This is a genomic window from Ruegeria sp. P8 (assembly GCF_056534665.1).
Map to the genome: position 1 here is coordinate 101,907 of NZ_JBQERC010000012.1, position 15,409 is coordinate 117,315.

The following is a 15,409-nucleotide window of genomic DNA, read 5'->3' on the forward strand; positions in this document are numbered from 1 at the left end:
TCATGACCGGGCGCGCAAGGACGACGTTGCGGGAAGAAGCGCGCTGAGATAGGCAGGCCCGCATGAGCGAAACCTATGCCCCCCCACAAACCGCGCTGGACGTGCTGCACGAAGATGCGCAGCTGATTGTGGTGAACAAACCGTCGGGTCTGCTTTCCGTGCCGGGGCGGGGCGATCATCTGGCTGATTGCCTTCTGACACGCGTGCAGGCGGCTTTCCCTCAGGCGTTGCTTGTGCATCGACTGGACCGGGACACATCAGGTGTCATGGTTTTTGCCCAAACACCCCATGCGCAAAGGCATCTGAGTATGCAGTTCGAGAAGCGGCAGACCCGGAAAACCTATATTGCCCGTGTCTGGGGGCGGATGGAGCCAAAGACCGGCACGGTTGACCTGCCGTTGATCGTGGACTGGCCCAACCGGCCCAGACAAATGGTGTGTCATGATACGGGCAAACCTGCGGTCACCGATTGGCGCGTTGTGAAACATGAGGGCGAGACCTCTCGCTTGCGTATGTTTCCCAAAACCGGGCGGTCTCATCAGCTGCGCGTTCATATGCAGGCATTGGGTCACCCGATCCTGGGCGATCCGTTCTATGCAACAGGTGCGGCGAGGGAGTTCCCCAGATTGATGCTGCATTCCGAAGAATTGCGCCTGAAGCATCCCGAGGGCGGGCATTCGATGAAGTTTCGCGCCCAGCCCGATTTCTGATCTCAGGCAATTCTGGCCCACAGCATCTTTAGGTTGCCCAGCGAAATGCGTCTTTTTCGTTTCGTCGAAACCGGCTGGCGGCGATGGCGCTCCTGCGCGATCTCACGTTCAATCTCGAAAGCCCGCAGTGTGTGGTCCTGTGACCATTGGCCAAGTTTCAGTGTCATCATGACGTGGTTGTCGAGGTGCGGCATTTCTTGGCTCCTTGTGTGATATCCACCCATTGTCGCCCTTCACTGCTGACAGCATGGTGTCAGTGGGGTGTGCTAGGGTGTCAGCAGAGTGTCAGGAGAATGCGATGCGCCGTTCGACCCGTTTGTTCGAAATCATCCAAATTCTGCGGGCCGCAAGTGCGCCGGTCACGGCAGAAGCACTGGCCACCCGGCTGGAGGTGTCCATCCGCACTGTCTATCGTGACATTGCCGAATTGCAGGCCCAGCGAACACCCATCGAAGGTGAGGCCGGTGTCGGTTACATGATGCGGCGCGGTTACGATTTGCCACCGCTGAATTTCGACGCGGAAGAGGTTGAGGCCCTGTGGGTTGGCCTTTCTCTTCTGGCGCGCACCGGCGACAGCCACCTGCAGCGGGCCGCCAGTCGGATCTGTCAGAAGATCGATGCTCTGCATAGCCCGACCGATTGGTTGCAGGTTTCACCCTGGGGGGCTCCGGCGGATGATCCCGACAAAGGGTGTGTTTCTGTTTCGCATTATCGCGAAGCTATTCGGGCAGAACGGAAAATCCGTATCACCTATATAGACGGCGAAGGCGAACAAACCATCCGCGTGGTGCGCCCGCTGGCGCTGATCTATCATGTCGAATGCACGTTGCTGGCAGGGTGGTGCGAGATGCGAAACGGCTTTCGCCATTTCAGAACCGATCGCATCTGGTCCAGTGAATTCACTGACGAAGGATTTCTGGGGCAAGGTAAATCTTTGCGCGATCTCTGGCAGGAGCAACAGCTCGCGGGCACCTTTGCGGAACCGGTATGAATGGCCTTTGGCGGGTATTCGCCGATTTCACCGCATTGTTGCTTGAGCCTGTGAGCAAGCGCAGTGATATACTGGGTGAAATGGATCAAGCCCGAAGAACGGGTACCGGAGCAGAAGGTGATATCATGACGATTTCAAAGTTTTTCCTGGCGACAGGCTTGTGTTCAATCATGGCCGTGACGGCCTGTACCGATCCGGGCACCCTGACCGTTCAGAACGACCCCAACAAAAACACCAAGCAGGGTGCGGTTCTAGGCGGCCTTATCGGTGCGGGTGTCGGCGCGATTGCCAATAATTCGAACCCGGGTCTTGGGGCGCTGGCCGGTGCCGCCATTGGTGCCGCCGGTGGCGGTCTGATCGGCAACCAGTTGGACAAGCAGGCTGCGGAATTGCGCCAACAACTGGCGAATGACGGGATTACAATCGTCAATGCGGGTGACCGGCTGATCGTGACTGTCCCGAATGACATTACGTTTGACACGGACAGCTCGACCGTGCGCCCGGCGCTGCGGGCGGATCTGGTAAAAGTGGGCCAAAACCTTGTCAACTATCCCAACTCGAACGTGCAGATCATCGGTCATACCGACAGCGATGGTGACGCGTCTTATAATCAGGGTTTGTCCGAGCGTCGCGCAAACGCGGTCGCGGATATCCTGCAAGCCAATGGTGTCAGCTACAGCCGTATCAGAACCTACGGTCAGGGTGAAAACAACCCGGTCGCGTCCAACCTGACGCCGCAAGGAAAAGCGCAAAACCGTCGGGTTGAGATTGTTGTGGTCCCCAGCGGAAACGCGTGATCCTGAAACGCAGGCCCGTTCGGGCCCGGCCCCTGTTGCGCAATGACTGTGCGTCAATGGGGGTTTGGTCAGGGCCAATCTCGGTCTAACTATTGGGAAACACTGAAACGGAGTTGTCCCTGATGTCTCAACCGACCCTGCTTGGCCTGTCCGGCTCCCTGCGCAAGGGCGCGACGAACCGCAAACTGCTGCGCGAAGCGGCCCGGTTGTTCGACCCTGTCAGCTATACCGAAGCAGACCTGAACCTGCCGCTTTATGATGGCGATCTGGAGGATGCCGAAGGGATACCGGCACCTGTTCAGATGCTGGCCGACCAGATCGGGCAGGCGGATGCGGTGATCATCTCGACGCCCGAGTACAACAAAGGGCCTTCGGGTGTTCTGAAAAACGCACTGGACTGGGTCAGCCGGACGAAAGGCAATCCATGGGCGAGCAAGCCGGTTGCTGTAATGTCGGCTGCGGGTGGCCGCGCGGGTGGGGAAAGGGCACAGATGATCCTGCGCGCCTGCATGGTGCCCTTTCAGCCCCGCATCTTGCAGGGTCCGGAAATCCACCTCGCCGACAGTTCGAATGAGTTCGACGATCAGGGAAGGTTGTTGTCCGAGCGATACGAAAACTCGCTGCACATGCTGATGCAGAAACTCAGGGCCGAGGCCGGTTTCTGAGCTTGGACTGCCCATATGTTGGAACAGCGTCAAAGCGATATCCTTGACCCGGCCCGTGCAGCGTCGTTTCAGGTTGCGTTGGGCTCTGAGCCAACAATTGCCAAAGGCTCAGCTCTGCCGCCATTCTTCCATCAGCTCTATTTCTGGGCGCCGCAACCGCCTGCTGCGCTGGGGCGGGATGGGCATCCCAAGGTGGGTGGCCTGATCCCGGATATGGGATTGCCCCGCAGAATGTGGGCCGGTGGGCAATTGGAATTTCATGCACCGCTGATCGCGGGTATACCTGCTGACAGGACATCGGTTCTTGATAACCAAAGCACAAAAGAGGGGCGGTCCGGCCCGTTGGGTTTTGTCACTTTGCGGCACGAGATACGGCAAGGTGGCCAACTTTGTCTGACCGAATGGCAGGATCTTGTTTATCGTGAAGACCCCACGCCGGGTGTGATGACTCAGACGCCGCCCCGATCGCGCACGGATGAAACGGATGTCCGCGCGGTTGCGTTCGATACCACCCTGCTGTTTCGCTACTCGGCGCTGACCTTCAACGGCCATCGCATTCACTACGATCTGGACTATGCGTGTGATGTGGAAGGATATGCAGGGCTGGTTGTGCACGGGCCACTTCTGGCGCAGCTTCTGATGCTGTTTGCAGTTGATCTTGGCGGACCACTCAAATCGTTTTCTTTCCGTGCGACCTCACCGTTGATGCATTTCGAGACTGCACAGCTGTGCCGGAACGGTCAGGACATGTGGGTGCGCGGCCCGGACGGGCGGCAATGCATGAAGGCTGTGGCCCTATTACAGTGAGACTTCGGGGCGGAAGTCATCGGGGATCGAATCCCGGTCCTCCAGCATCAGATCGGCCATAACTTCGGCAACTTTCGGAGCCATGCCAAAGCCGATCTTGAAGCCGCCATTGGCGATGAAGTGACCCTGGTGCAATGGATGCAGGCCCAACATCGGGGCGCGGCTTTTGCTGCGCGGGCGCACCCCGGCCCAACGTTCGATCACCTCGGCCCCGTGCAAAAGCGGCAGCGCGCGCGTGGCGCGGTCTATGACATCGTTCAAAGCACTGTCTGTGCTGGTCGGGTCGTCATAGTCCCGTTCAGACGTTGATCCGATTGCAAGCGTTCCGTCCGCATGTGGCACGATATGGACCGCATCCGCGAAAAGCTGTGGCACCTCTCCTGCATCAAAGCGCAACAGGGCGGCCTGACCTTTGACACCGTTTCCGACGGTCTTTCCGTAGGCGTCGTTCAGTTCCAGTAATCCTGCTAGGCCCGTGGCGTGGACAACCTGTCCTTTATCATCAGCGTTACTGACAACGTGAACGCCCATCACCTCAAGGGCTGCAACCAGAGCGGCGCAGGCCCGCCGGGGATGCATGCGCGCTGTCAGTGTATCGCGGATGACAAAGCCGGTGGGGCTGGGCGGGTACCACGATCCGGCCTGCGATGTTTTGATCACCCGCCATTCTGCCTGCCCCTGCCAAAGCTGATCGGCTGAACCTTCGCGTTGCCGGGCCAGATCAAGGCTGCGGGTGTCAGGAATGGGTTGAAGACGGCCCAGACGGCCATAGCCGGGGGAAACGCCGCCGGTACCCTCGACCTGCTGCCAAAAGGGTTCGGCCATGATCAGGCTGTCGAACTGAAAGGCTTTCTTGGCATTCCAGTTTTCAGGCACATGCGGGGCCAAGGCCCCCACCAGACCGCCACTGGACCCGGAGCCCGGCCCAAAAGGGTCGACAACCTGTACCTTCGCGCCCCGCCGGGCGCAGGTCCAGGCGATGGACAGACCGAAAATTCCTGCCCCGCGAACCGTCACATCGACCATTGCCAATTCCCTTTTCCTTGTTCAGTGTCGCGCCGCTTAGCTACAGGATTCCCCGATGGCAGACCAGCATGCCGAATTGACGTGGACCGAGGATCAGATACCGGTCTCGGACCGTTTCGACGATCCCTACTACTCGTTGCAAAACGGGCTGGAAGAGACGCGCCATGTGTTTCTGGCAGGCAATGATCTGCCAGAACGCTTTGCGCCGGGGTTTCATATTGCCGAGTTGGGCTTTGGCACCGGTCTGAACCTGCTGACGGTTTGGTCTGAATGGGAGAAATCCGGCCAAACAGGCCCGCTTCGGTTCACCAGTTTCGAAGCCTTTCCCATGGCCACGGATGATATGCGTCACGCGCATGAGGCCTTCCCCGAGTTACACCCGTGGAGCAGCCGGTTTCTGGCCCATTGGACAGGTCACGCCTGCAATCTTGAAACCCTTCAATGCGAAGTGATCATCGGCGATGCGCGCAACAGCCTGCCGCAATGGGCAGGCATGGCCAACGTCTGGTTCCTTGACGGGTTCTCTCCTGCCAAGAACCCTGAATTGTGGGGGGCAGAGCTGATGCAGCAAGTGGCGGCGCATACCGCTACCGATGGCACGGCAGCGACCTATACAGCCGCCGGGTTTGTTCGACGCGGGCTTCAGGATGCCGGTTTCACCGTCACCCGTACATCCGGCTATGGCCGCAAGCGGCACATGACGCGGGCGCTCAAGGCATGACGCAGAAAAACAATGCAGGTACGGGTATCGCCCTGATGGTGGGCGCGACGATTGTCTTTGCCTTGCAGGACGGTATCTCACGCCATTTGGCCGGAACCTATAACACCTACATGGTGGTGATGATCCGCTATTGGTTCTTTGCGGCCTTTGTCATTGCACTGGCGGCGCGATCTTCCGGCGGGTTAAGGGCGGCCATGCAGACGAACCAGATGGGGCTTCAGATCCTGCGGGGCCTGCTGCTGGCCACCGAGATCTGCGTCGCCGTGTTCGGTTTCACAGTGCTCGGTCTGATCGACAGTATGGCCGTTTTCATAAGCTATCCCCTGCTTGTCGCCGCGCTGAGCGGGCCGGTTCTGGGTGAAAAGGTTGGATGGCGGCGCTGGGTTGCGATCGGTGTCGGTTGCATTGGTGTTCTGATCATTCTGCAGCCGGGCGTTGGTGTTTTTGATCCTTGGGCCGTCATACCGCTGATCTCGGCGTTTCTGTTTGCGATTTACGGCCTGCTGACGCGCTATGTCGCACGTCAGGACAGCACGGCCACCAGCTTTTTCTGGACCGGCGTTGTTGGTGCCATCGCCATGACCCTTTTTGGAATGTGGTTCTGGGAGCCAATGGCCCGCAGCGACTGGCTGTGGATGGCGTTGCTGTGCGTCAGCGGGGCAACGGGGCACTGGCTGCTGATCAAATGTTATGAGATGGCCGAAGCCAGCGCCGTCCAACCCTTCGCCTATTTCCACCTTGTCTGGAGCGCGATTTTGGGGATTTCGATCTTTGGTGAAAAACTGCGCCCCGAAGTTGTCACGGGCGCAGCGATTGTTGTGGCCGCAGGTCTGTTTACCTTATGGCGCGAACGCCGCCAGCGATGATCCGATCAGTTCCTGCGAAAACGGAACCGGCAGGGCGGGCTGCCCCAGACGGGCGCGGTAGACCGGCAGGCTTTCGGTCACGCGCATCACATAATTGCGCGTCTCATTGAACGGAATGGTCTCAATCCAGTCTACGATATCCACCTCACCGGTGCGCGGATCACCATAGCGTTCCATCCACGAGATCGGGCGCTTTGGACCGGCATTGTATCCGGCCGCCATCATGACGACATTCCCGTTGAACTCGGTCGCAAGGCCCGAAAGATAGTTGGCGCCAAGCTTGGCATTGTATTGCCAGTCCGACGTCAACCGACCGGTCTGATGGCCGCTGAGTATCCCCAGTTCTCCGGCCACCAGCTTGGCTGTTGCTGGCATCACTTGCATCAGGCCGCGCGCCCCCGCGCCGCTGACGACAACCGGATCAAATTCGCTTTCGCGCCGCGCGATGGCCAGCGTCATTTCCTTGGCCATTGGCAGACGCATGTCGGCCACCGGATGAACCGGGTAATAGGCCGCAGGCAAAACGGTGCCCGTGGTCGCTGCCCGCTTGGCGATCATCACGGCCAGATGCGGCTGTTTCAGCTCAATCGCAAGGTCGCCCAACTGATTGGCCTGCACAGGGTCAAGACCTTCGACAAGATGGGTCAGGAACCTCTCGGACAAGTTGTCTTCGCCGGCCTTGAGCAACAGCAGCCCGGCTTCCAGAACGCTGGAATCGGCGAACTCAGCCTGACGCCAATGCGGGGCGCGACGCGGATTGGCCAGTTCCTTGTCAAATGGTCGTCCGATCCGTTCCGCCGCCAGCAAACCATAAAAAGAGGTCTGATGATCCGCGCCCATGGCGTAGGCCTCATAGGCTTTGTCTGCGTCCCCAAGCTCGGCGTAAGCCCGCCCCAGCCAATAGCCGCCGCGCCCTTTCGAGATTGGCGATTGCACGGCATCCGAAAAATTCTGGAAGTGTCGCACGGCTGTGGCGGGGTCATTCAGTTTGCGCAGGGCCAGAAACCCGGCCAGCCACTCCAGATCCGCATAGGAATATCCCATTTCGGGGGTCATATGGTGCTTGGCCGCTACGTCATAAGCACGCGCCGCCCGCCCCGATCGCATCTCGAGCCGGGCCAGACGGCGGCGACCCTCGGCCCATTTGTCAGGCTCGCCCAGGGCTTCCGGTCCGCTTGACCGTGCCAGCATCAGGTCGACGGCGCTGTCATCCAGTTCTTTCTTGTCCCGCCAGACAAAACGGTCGAATGCCAGCCCCGGCGTATCTGCCAGCGACTTCGGCACCGCCGCCACCTTGCCGTCAACGCCTGGCTGGCGTTTCTGCAATGCGATCCGCGCTTCGGCCAACTTGCGCTCGTCGGTGCTGACCAAGGGCAGCATCTGTTCTGCGCTGACCAAATGGCCATCCCACAGCATCCGGTCCAGCCGCGCGGCATGGTGCGGCTTCAGCAGTCTGGCAAAATTCTCCAGATAGTCCTTTTGCAACCCCGACCCCATCGGCATGGTACGCCAGGCTGTCACGATATCGGCTTCCGCCTCGCCAATGCGCCCTTTGGCCTTAAGGGCCACCGCATAGTTCAGCGCGCCTTCAGCAGTCTGAGGGGGCAGGCCAGCGTAAAACTTCAGAACTCTGTCCGGATCAGCCCCGGTAAAGGCCGGCTCGCTCTTGCGGCGCAGCCAGTCCAGCCCGGGCCAGTCCGGGCGGCGTTCGAGAAACACCAGCACATCGCCCGAGCTGCCAAATCCCTCACGTAACCAGTGCCAGACGATGACATCGCGCGAGACCGAGCCACGCTGGCCCGATACGCGCAGCGCCGCATTCCAGTCGCCCTTGCGCATTTCATACAGCCCGGTGCGCAAATCATCGGCCGCATCCGCGCGTGCGGCTTGCGGTGTCGTCACTGCGTATAGAATCACTCCAGTCAACAGTGCCAGAAAGCGTGTCATCCCTTGCATTTCCCAACCAACCGAGGATAGAGCCTGTGAGGATAAACCCTGCGCCGCCGGGATCAACTCACAAAGCTGGAAACGTGAGTGACCAGGGCGCAAAAACCGCAATATGCACCTTAAGGAGCGTGTCATGTTCAAAGGCTCGATGCCAGCCCTCGTCACTCCGTTCAACAACGGCGAGTTGGACCTGAAGACGCTTAAACATCTGGTCGAATGGCAGATCTCCGAAGGCTCGACCGGGCTGGTGCCTGTTGGAACCACCGGCGAAAGCCCGACGCTCAGCCACGACGAACACGAAACGGTCATCGAAGAAGTGGTCAAAACGGCTGCTGGCCGTGTTCCGGTTATCGCCGGTGCCGGGTCGAACAACACGGTCGAAGCCGTCCGGTTCGTTCAGTTCGCCGAAAAAGTTGGTGCCGATGCGGCGCTGGTTGTCACGCCTTACTACAACAAACCGACTCAACGCGGCCTGATCGCGCATTTCCAAGCCCTGCACGAGGCTGCGGATATTCCGATCATCATCTACAACATTCCCGGGCGATCGGTCATCGACATGACCCCGGCCACCATGGGCGAACTGGCCCGGTTGCCGCGTATTGTCGGGGTCAAGGATGCGACGGGCGATCTGGCGCGCGTCAGCCAGCAGCGCGCGATCTGTGGCAAGGACTTCTGCCAGCTATCCGGTGAAGACGCCACTGCGCTGGGTTTTAACGCCCATGGCGGCGTCGGATGCATTTCAGTCACCGCAAACGTGGCCCCCAGGCTCTGCGCTGAATTCCAGCAGGCCACATTGTCGGGTGACTATGCAAAGGCACTGGAATACCAGGACAAGCTGATGCCGCTGCACGAAGCGATCTTTATCGAACCCGGGTTGGTCGGCGCCAAATACGCACTCAGCAAACTGGGTCTTTGCAGCACCGAAGTCCGCTCGCCTCTGACAAAGTTGGAAGACAGCACAAAGGCCGCGATTGATGCAGCAATGGCACACGCGGGCCTCATCTGACCCGGTCTTCAGAAACAGGAAAAGGCAGCCTCGAATTCTGAGCGCCGCCTTTTTCATTTTTAGGATCCAGACTTCATCTGGCCAAAAATATCCCGGGGGAGTCGCGGCTTGCCGCGGCGGGGGCAGAGCCCCCTCAACGCTTACCGTAGTAAAGCCCAACGACATGTTCAGCCTGCGCAAAGAACAACCAGCGCGAGGTCGCGATGCCTGCCAGATGCGATGCCACTGCCAGCAGGGCCAGGAAATGGTTGAATGGCAGGACCAGAAACAGAACCGGCAGGACAAAGGCCAATACAAACGAGATCACCCTTAGCTTATCGGCATGTTTGCGCCCGACCACATGAACAAACTCACGCAGCAGATAGTTGGTACCGGTATGCGGTGGCTCGAACGCTCTGACGGTACCCCGGTTACCCAAACCTGTGGCTGTGCCCAGATTCGTTCCGGATGCTTCCAGCGCTTTGTCGCCTTTCTTCCAATACAGGATTTGAACCAACGCGGCGATCAGCAGAAGCGGAATGGCAACCCGTGTCTGGCCAGCCAGCAACGCACCACCTGCCAGGCTGAAGCTCAGGAACATGGCGGGGGTCAGGTTCATATTCCAGCGCGGGATGGTCTTGAGTTGCGTGTAGATCATCGAAGTCGTGAACACGGTCGCCAGTGACATCAACGCTCCGATCCAACCCAGCAGGCTCCATTGCCGATCCAGAAACACCACGCCAATCGCATAAAGTCCCATGACGACCAGGGCGAGCACGGCGCACCAGCCCTCACGGCTAAGCCAGCTGGTTTTCCATTGGGTAAAAGCCTTCAAGGCCCGTTCCGGGTGGCCGAGGTGGAAGGTCGAGGCCATCAGCCCTCCGACGGCCAGACCGTAAGCAATGGCGAAGAACACAAAAGCCACCCAACCCGAGACAGCCGGAAACCCCAGGCCAAGAAAGAACAGCAGGCCGAAACCCAGACCGGACAGGGTGGTGAACAGAATGACGGAGGGTGCGGGATGCATCAGAGTTTCTCCAACGTCTTATCGAGCCAGCCAAGGAACCCTTTGGGTTCTTCAGCGACAGGTGCCAACAGGGGGGCCAGGATGTCGATCTGGTCTTCCACCGTGTCTTTCGGGCGCGGCGGCAGATATTTATTGACGGGTTTGGTGCCCATTTCGGGCATCAGGTCCATTCCGCCGCGATCCGCAACAAGCTTGCTGACGTCGCTGTCTGGATCGCCCAGATCGCCAAAGTGCCGCGCGCCCGCCGGACAGGTTCGGACACAGGAGGGAATCCGGTCCACCTCGGGCAGGTTCTCGTTATAGATCCGGTCGACGCAGAGTGTGCATTTCTTCATCACCCCCTCGGCCTTGTCCAGTTCACGCGCGCCATAGGGGCAGGACCAGGCACACAGGCCGCACCCGATACAGTCGCTTTCATTAACCAGCACGATGCCATCTTCGACCCGCTTGTAGCTGGCCCCGGTCGGGCACACGGTAACACAGGGCGCATCTTCGCAATGCAGGCAGGATTTAGGGAAATGGATCAGTTGCGCGTGCCCTTCCGCCGGTTGCACCTCGTAGGAATGCACGCGGTTCAGGAAAGTGCCCGAAGGATTGGCGCCATAGGCATCCTGATCGGACAGCGGCGCGCCATAATTTTCCGTGTTCCAGCCTTTGCAGGAAATCACGCAGGCATGGCAACCAACGCAGGTGTCCAGGTCGATCACCAGACCCATCTTGCGCTCGGTGGAGTTCGGTAGCTGGGTCATGTCAGGATACCTGTGCTGTTGAGGACGGGTGAGGGGGCCAGCCCCCTCTTGAGCCTGCGGCTCAATTCACCCCCGGGATATTTGTGGCCAGATGAAGTGCGGATCCGGGTCATTTGCCCACCTTCCACGCCAAATTCGCAGGGCCAGTTCCTACAGGTGATTTGATCGGGTCAAAATGAGGCTGGCTTTGGGCATCGGCGGGCGCGTCGGCCTTTTCGATTTTCACCTTCAGGTCAAACCATGCGGCCTGACCAGTAATGGGGTCGGAATTGGCCCAACGTAGCCCGTCGCCTTTTGGCGGAAGCAATTCGTGGATCAGGTGGTTGAGCAGGAAACCCTTGGTGGCCTCGGGCGCGTCCTCTTGCAGGGCCCAGGCGCCTTTGCGTTTGCCGATGGCGTTCCATGTCCAGACGGTGTTGTCGTTCAGCGCGGCCATTTCCATCACAGGGACCGTAATCTCACCATGAGGGGATGTGATTTTGGCCCAATCTCCGTCGTTCAGGCCGTGCTTGCGCATCAGCCTGGTCGGTACATAGAGCGGGTTTCGCCCGTGCAACTGCCGCAGCCAGGCGTTTTGCGTGCCCCAGCTGTGATACATCGCCATCGGGCGCTGGGTCAGCGCGTTGACCGTGAAGCCGTCGTTGCCGTGCTGATCGGTTTCGTACCAGATCGGAAGCGGGTCCATCGTGTCTTTGATCCGCTGGCGCAAATGATCAGGCGGCTGTCGGTCGCCATGGCCTTCGGCTGCCAGCTGAAACTTGCGCATCGGTTCGGAGTAAAGCTGGAATAGGTATGGCTGCGGGCTGTCATAGAGCCCCATGCCCACGGCCCATTCCTGATAGGCTGCATTCCACGGTTTGTAGTAATCCGCGCCCTGCGGGATATGCGCCACGTAGAAGCCGCCGTTTTCGATATAGCGGTTCAACTGATCCGGGTTGACCTCTCCGCGCCCTTCTTTGTCGGCGTTTTCACCGCGGAATCCGGCCAGCGGGCCAATACCCGGTTTGCGTTCGTGATTGACGATGTAGTCGGCGTAATCGACCCATTTTGCGCTGCCGTCTTCATGGGTGAAACCCGGAAGTTTCATGCGGTTAGCGAGATCGATCAATACTGACTGAAATCCGCGCACGTCGCGGTCCGGTTCGATCACAGGCCAGCGGATTGCGTCAGCGGCCGCATCCGCCTCGCAAATCGGGCGATCCAGCAGCGAGATACAGTCGTGGCGTTCGAGGTAGGTCGTGTCCGGCAGGATGAGGTCCGCGTAAGCCACCATCTCGGAAGAATAGGCGTCCGAATAGATGATGCGCGGGATAATGTAATCGCCGTTTTCATCCTTGTCCGTCAGCATCTCGATGACACCCTTGGTGTTCATGGTCGAGTTCCACGACATATTGGCCATGTACATAAACAGCGTATCGATCTTGTACGGGTCGCCCGCATGTGCGTTCGAGATCACCATATGCATCAGCCCGTGGCTGGACATCGGGTTTTCCCAGGTGAACGCCTTGTCGATCCGTGCGGGGCTGCCATCTTCCTTCAGTGCAAGGTGTTCCGGGCCGCGGACGAACCCCAGATGCGGGCCATCCAGCGGAGAATTGGGCGTCACCTTGCAATGCGGTGTCGGGTGCGCCTCGACCGGTTTGGGGTAGGGGGGCTTGAAGCGGAAGCCGCCGGGAACCTCGACCGTGCCCAGGATGATTTGCAGCACGTGCAACGCGCGGCAGGTCTGGAATCCATTGGCATGAGCCGAAACGCCGCGCATCGAATGCATTGCAACAGGGCGGCCAACCATCTTGGTGTGTTTCTCGCCCCGGAAATCGGTCCATTCGTGATCGAGCTCAAACGCCTCGTCAAAGGCGACGCGCGCCAGCTCCGCTGCAATCGCGCGAATGCGATTGGCGGAGATACCGCATTTTTCGGCAACAGCTTCAGGCGCGTGTTCCTCGGACAGGTATTTTTCTGCCATCAAGTGAAATACAGGGCGATGAACGACACCGTCATTTTCGTAGACCGCCGACAAATCCGGGCGAACGCCCGGCGTGTCGAAAGCCGTCAGCTTGCCTGTATTCCGGTCGATGACCAGGGGCTTTCCGTCATCGTCGCGCAGGAACAGGCCCTTTCCGGCGCCTTCTGACGCGTCCACCAAAACCGGGGCATTGGTGTAGCGGCTGAGATAGTCGAGATCGATCTTTCCGGCTTTCATCAGCACATGGGTCAACGACAGGATGAACAGCCCGTCGGTTCCCGGTGTGATGCCGACCCAATCATCGGCGACGGCATTGTATCCGCTGCGGATGGGGTTGACGCCGATAACGCGCGCACCGCGCGCCTTGATCTTGCCAATACCCATTTTGATCGGGTTGGAGTCGTGGTCTTCGGCCACGCCAAACAGCATGAACAGCTTGGTGTGATCCCAATCAGGCTGGCCGAATTCCCAGAATGCGCCACCCATCGTATAGATGCCGCCCGCAGCCATGTTGACCGAACAGAAGCCACCATGCGCCGCATAGTTGCAGGTTCCGAAATTTTGCGCCCAGAAGCTGGTAAAACTCTGACTTTGGTCCCGGCCGGTGAAAAAGGCCAGCTTTTCCGGGTTGTCTTTACGGATTGGCTCCAGCCAGCTGACAGCCAGTTCCAGCGCTTCGTCCCAGCTGATCTCCTCAAATTCACCCGAGCCACGCGGGCCGACCCGTTTCAGTGGCTTGCGCAGGCGCGAAGGGGCGTTGACCTGCATGATCCCGGCGGACCCCTTGGCACACAAGACGCCCTTGTTCACCGGGTGGTCGCGATTGCCTTCGATATAAGCAACCTTGCCGTCTTTCATGTGAACGTTGATGCCGCATCGGCAGGCGCACATGTAGCAGGTGGTCCTGCGGATTTCGTCCGAGACTTTCGGTGACGTATCAAGGATCGGCTGCTGATGGGTCATTTGCGGGTCCAGTTGGTTATGTCAGGAGGATTTTGTCAGTTTCCTCGGTATTTTAGAACATCGTTCCGGGAGCGGTGCGAAAATTAAGTGTTACAGTCCATTTGCCTGTAGCGCGGTCACGGCGATCATCTGGGTCACATCCTCGGCGCTGCATCCGCGGGACAGATCGTTGGCGGGTTTGGCCAGCCCCTGCAAAACCGGACCGATAGCGGTGTAGCCCCCCAACCTTTGGGTGATTTTGTAGCCGATATTGCCAGCATCAAGATTGGGAAAGATCATCACGTTGGCCTGCCCGGCGACTGACGATCCCGGCGATTTTCGCTCGCCAACCGAAGGTACAAAGGCGGCGTCAAATTGCAATTCACCGTCGACATTCAGGTCCGGCGCGGCTTGGCGCAGCGCCTCAGTGGCCTCGATCACTTTGTCCACGTCGGGATGCTTGGCGCTGCCCTTGGTGGAAAAGCTGAGCATCGCGATTTTTGGATCGACCTGCAGCAGCGTCCGGGCCGATGCGGCGGATGCGATGGCGATCTTGCTCAGCTCGCTCGCGGTCGGATTGATGACCAGCCCGCAATCGGAATACAGCATCGCCCGCGCCCCGGGCTGAGCGTTTTCCGGCGGGTACATCAGGAAGAAAGACGACACCATTCCTGCATCGGGGGCCATGCCAATCACCTGGATCGCCGCACGGACGATTTCGCCGGTCGTGTGAACGGCCCCTCCTACGGTGCCGGTGGCACGTCCGCTGCGCACCAGCATGGCGGCATAGACGGGGGGTGTTTCAACGGCGGCACGGGCCTTGGCCCGATCGACGCCTTTATGCCGGCGCAGTTCGAAAAAGGCCTCGGCAAACTCTTCGGTCAGGTCCGAAGTCTTGGGGTCATGGATATCAACGCCCCGAGAGGCAGCAGCCCCCTGATCTTTCAGGGCTGCTTCGACCTCGGCGTACGGGCCAACCAGAATGATATCGGCCAGATTGGCCCTCTGCGCGTTGATGGCCCCTTTTGTGATGCGGGGGTCGTTGCCTTCGCTGAGGGCGATTATGGGACGGGTGGCCGGAGCGTTTTGCCGCAACAGCTCGACGGGTGTCAGGGTCATGTGCTCCGGCCTCGTCCTGGGGTTATGCGCCCTGCGCCTTCATGTCATCGGCGCTGATGCCGGCGACGGCGACGGGTTTTTTCATTGCGTC

At 59.5% G+C, this 15,409-nt stretch carries 15 protein-coding genes; 8 read left to right on the forward strand and 7 right to left on the reverse strand.

Features of this window, described 5'->3' with window-relative positions; genetic code table 11:
• The first annotated feature begins 62 nt into the window (after positions 1–62).
• Entirely contained in the window at positions 63–710 is a 648-nt protein-coding gene (locus ACR0BZ_RS14425; RefSeq protein ID WP_480920559.1) for an RluA family pseudouridine synthase, read from the forward strand.
• A gap of 2 nt (positions 711–712) precedes the next feature.
• Here ACR0BZ_RS14425 and ACR0BZ_RS14430 read toward each other — a convergent pair whose 3' ends face one another.
• The gene (locus tag ACR0BZ_RS14430) at positions 713–904 is read right to left on the reverse strand and encodes a hypothetical protein (protein WP_480920560.1); all 192 of its coding nucleotides are present in this window, start codon (positions 902–904) and stop codon (positions 713–715) included.
• A 104-nt stretch (positions 905–1,008) separates the two neighbouring features.
• Here ACR0BZ_RS14430 and ACR0BZ_RS14435 point away from each other — a divergent pair, with 104 nt between their 5' ends.
• The 4 genes from ACR0BZ_RS14435 (at position 1,009) to ACR0BZ_RS14450 (ending at position 3,970) form a co-directional block, all read left to right on the forward strand.
• Positions 1,009–1,701 (forward strand): helix-turn-helix transcriptional regulator, encoded by a 693-nt coding sequence (locus tag ACR0BZ_RS14435; RefSeq protein ID WP_480920561.1) that lies wholly within the window; start codon positions 1,009–1,011, stop codon positions 1,699–1,701.
• 125 nt (positions 1,702–1,826) lie between these two features.
• Positions 1,827–2,498: a YiaD family glycine zipper/OmpA-like lipoprotein gene (locus ACR0BZ_RS14440; RefSeq protein WP_480484182.1), complete on the forward strand. Its 672-nt coding sequence runs from the start codon at positions 1,827–1,829 to the stop codon at positions 2,496–2,498.
• 122 nt (positions 2,499–2,620) lie between these two features.
• Positions 2,621–3,163 (forward strand): NADPH-dependent FMN reductase, encoded by a 543-nt coding sequence (locus ACR0BZ_RS14445; protein WP_480488644.1) that lies wholly within the window; start codon positions 2,621–2,623, stop codon positions 3,161–3,163.
• Positions 3,164–3,178: 15 nt separating this feature from the next.
• Positions 3,179–3,970: an HTD2 family dehydratase gene (locus ACR0BZ_RS14450; protein ID WP_480920562.1), complete on the forward strand. Its 792-nt coding sequence runs from the start codon at positions 3,179–3,181 to the stop codon at positions 3,968–3,970.
• On the opposite strand, the gene ACR0BZ_RS14455 is transcribed toward ACR0BZ_RS14450, so the two are convergent.
• The gene (locus tag ACR0BZ_RS14455) at positions 3,962–4,996 is read right to left on the reverse strand and encodes an NAD(P)/FAD-dependent oxidoreductase (protein ID WP_480920563.1); all 1,035 of its coding nucleotides are present in this window, start codon (positions 4,994–4,996) and stop codon (positions 3,962–3,964) included. The two genes, ACR0BZ_RS14450 and ACR0BZ_RS14455, sit on opposite strands and share 9 nt — an antisense overlap.
• A gap of 55 nt (positions 4,997–5,051) precedes the next feature.
• On the opposite strand from ACR0BZ_RS14455, the gene mnmC2 reads away from it, so the two are divergent.
• Both mnmC2 and ACR0BZ_RS14465 read left to right on the forward strand, forming a co-directional pair.
• Positions 5,052–5,717, forward strand: a complete 666-nt coding sequence (gene mnmC2, locus ACR0BZ_RS14460) for a tRNA (5-methylaminomethyl-2-thiouridine)(34)-methyltransferase MnmC2 (protein WP_480920564.1) — start codon at positions 5,052–5,054, stop codon at positions 5,715–5,717.
• Positions 5,714–6,583, forward strand: coding sequence for a DMT family transporter (locus tag ACR0BZ_RS14465; RefSeq protein ID WP_480920565.1), 870 nt, complete (start codon positions 5,714–5,716; stop codon positions 6,581–6,583). Before mnmC2 ends, ACR0BZ_RS14465 begins: the two co-directional genes overlap by 4 nt.
• On the opposite strand, the gene ACR0BZ_RS14470 is transcribed toward ACR0BZ_RS14465, so the two are convergent.
• Entirely contained in the window at positions 6,557–8,530 is a 1,974-nt protein-coding gene (locus tag ACR0BZ_RS14470; RefSeq protein WP_480920566.1) for a lytic transglycosylase domain-containing protein, read from the reverse strand. The genes ACR0BZ_RS14465 and ACR0BZ_RS14470 overlap by 27 nt on opposite strands.
• 133 nt (positions 8,531–8,663) lie before the next feature.
• Between ACR0BZ_RS14470 and dapA the strand changes: the two genes are divergently transcribed.
• Positions 8,664–9,536 (forward strand): 4-hydroxy-tetrahydrodipicolinate synthase, encoded by an 873-nt coding sequence (gene dapA, locus ACR0BZ_RS14475; protein ID WP_480920567.1) that lies wholly within the window; start codon positions 8,664–8,666, stop codon positions 9,534–9,536.
• Positions 9,537–9,669: 133 nt separating this feature from the next.
• Here the strand turns inward: dapA and ACR0BZ_RS14480 are convergent, their stop codons facing one another.
• From ACR0BZ_RS14480 to pta, 4 genes are all read right to left on the reverse strand, one after another.
• The gene (locus ACR0BZ_RS14480; protein WP_480920568.1) at positions 9,670–10,542 is read right to left on the reverse strand and encodes a dimethyl sulfoxide reductase anchor subunit family protein; all 873 of its coding nucleotides are present in this window, start codon (positions 10,540–10,542) and stop codon (positions 9,670–9,672) included.
• Positions 10,542–11,291 (reverse strand): 4Fe-4S dicluster domain-containing protein, encoded by a 750-nt coding sequence (locus ACR0BZ_RS14485; protein ID WP_267363598.1) that lies wholly within the window; start codon positions 11,289–11,291, stop codon positions 10,542–10,544. Before ACR0BZ_RS14485 ends, ACR0BZ_RS14480 begins: the two co-directional genes overlap by 1 nt.
• 109 nt (positions 11,292–11,400) lie before the next feature.
• The gene (locus ACR0BZ_RS14490) at positions 11,401–14,220 is read right to left on the reverse strand and encodes a molybdopterin oxidoreductase family protein (protein WP_480920569.1); all 2,820 of its coding nucleotides are present in this window, start codon (positions 14,218–14,220) and stop codon (positions 11,401–11,403) included.
• Between the two features lie 90 nt (positions 14,221–14,310).
• Positions 14,311–15,318, reverse strand: a complete 1,008-nt coding sequence (gene pta, locus ACR0BZ_RS14495; protein WP_480920570.1) for a phosphate acetyltransferase — start codon at positions 15,316–15,318, stop codon at positions 14,311–14,313.
• Between the last annotated feature and the right edge of the window lie 91 nt (positions 15,319–15,409).

Excerpts from the sequence above, each read along its gene's own strand:
- mnmC2 (WP_480920564.1), top strand. The coding sequence starts at position 5,052 with ATGGCAGACCAGCATGCCGAATTGACGTGGACCGAGGATCAGATACCG.
- ACR0BZ_RS14450 (WP_480920562.1), top strand. The coding sequence starts at position 3,179 with ATGTTGGAACAGCGTCAAAGCGATATCCTTGACCCGGCCCGTGCAGCG.
- ACR0BZ_RS14490 (WP_480920569.1), bottom strand. The coding sequence starts at position 14,220 with ATGACCCATCAGCAGCCGATCCTTGATACGTCACCGAAAGTCTCGGAC.
- ACR0BZ_RS14445 (WP_480488644.1), top strand. The coding sequence starts at position 2,621 with ATGTCTCAACCGACCCTGCTTGGCCTGTCCGGCTCCCTGCGCAAGGGC.
- ACR0BZ_RS14455 (WP_480920563.1), bottom strand. The coding sequence starts at position 4,996 with ATGGTCGATGTGACGGTTCGCGGGGCAGGAATTTTCGGTCTGTCCATC.
- ACR0BZ_RS14435 (WP_480920561.1), top strand. The coding sequence starts at position 1,009 with ATGCGCCGTTCGACCCGTTTGTTCGAAATCATCCAAATTCTGCGGGCC.
- ACR0BZ_RS14485 (WP_267363598.1), bottom strand. The coding sequence starts at position 11,291 with ATGACCCAGCTACCGAACTCCACCGAGCGCAAGATGGGTCTGGTGATC.
- ACR0BZ_RS14440 (WP_480484182.1), top strand. The coding sequence starts at position 1,827 with ATGACGATTTCAAAGTTTTTCCTGGCGACAGGCTTGTGTTCAATCATG.
- ACR0BZ_RS14425 (WP_480920559.1), top strand. The coding sequence starts at position 63 with ATGAGCGAAACCTATGCCCCCCCACAAACCGCGCTGGACGTGCTGCAC.
- pta (WP_480920570.1), bottom strand. The coding sequence starts at position 15,318 with ATGACCCTGACACCCGTCGAGCTGTTGCGGCAAAACGCTCCGGCCACC.
- dapA (WP_480920567.1), top strand. The coding sequence starts at position 8,664 with ATGTTCAAAGGCTCGATGCCAGCCCTCGTCACTCCGTTCAACAACGGC.
- ACR0BZ_RS14430 (WP_480920560.1), bottom strand. The coding sequence starts at position 904 with ATGCCGCACCTCGACAACCACGTCATGATGACACTGAAACTTGGCCAA.
- ACR0BZ_RS14470 (WP_480920566.1), bottom strand. The coding sequence starts at position 8,530 with ATGACACGCTTTCTGGCACTGTTGACTGGAGTGATTCTATACGCAGTG.
- ACR0BZ_RS14480 (WP_480920568.1), bottom strand. The coding sequence starts at position 10,542 with ATGCATCCCGCACCCTCCGTCATTCTGTTCACCACCCTGTCCGGTCTG.
- ACR0BZ_RS14465 (WP_480920565.1), top strand. The coding sequence starts at position 5,714 with ATGACGCAGAAAAACAATGCAGGTACGGGTATCGCCCTGATGGTGGGC.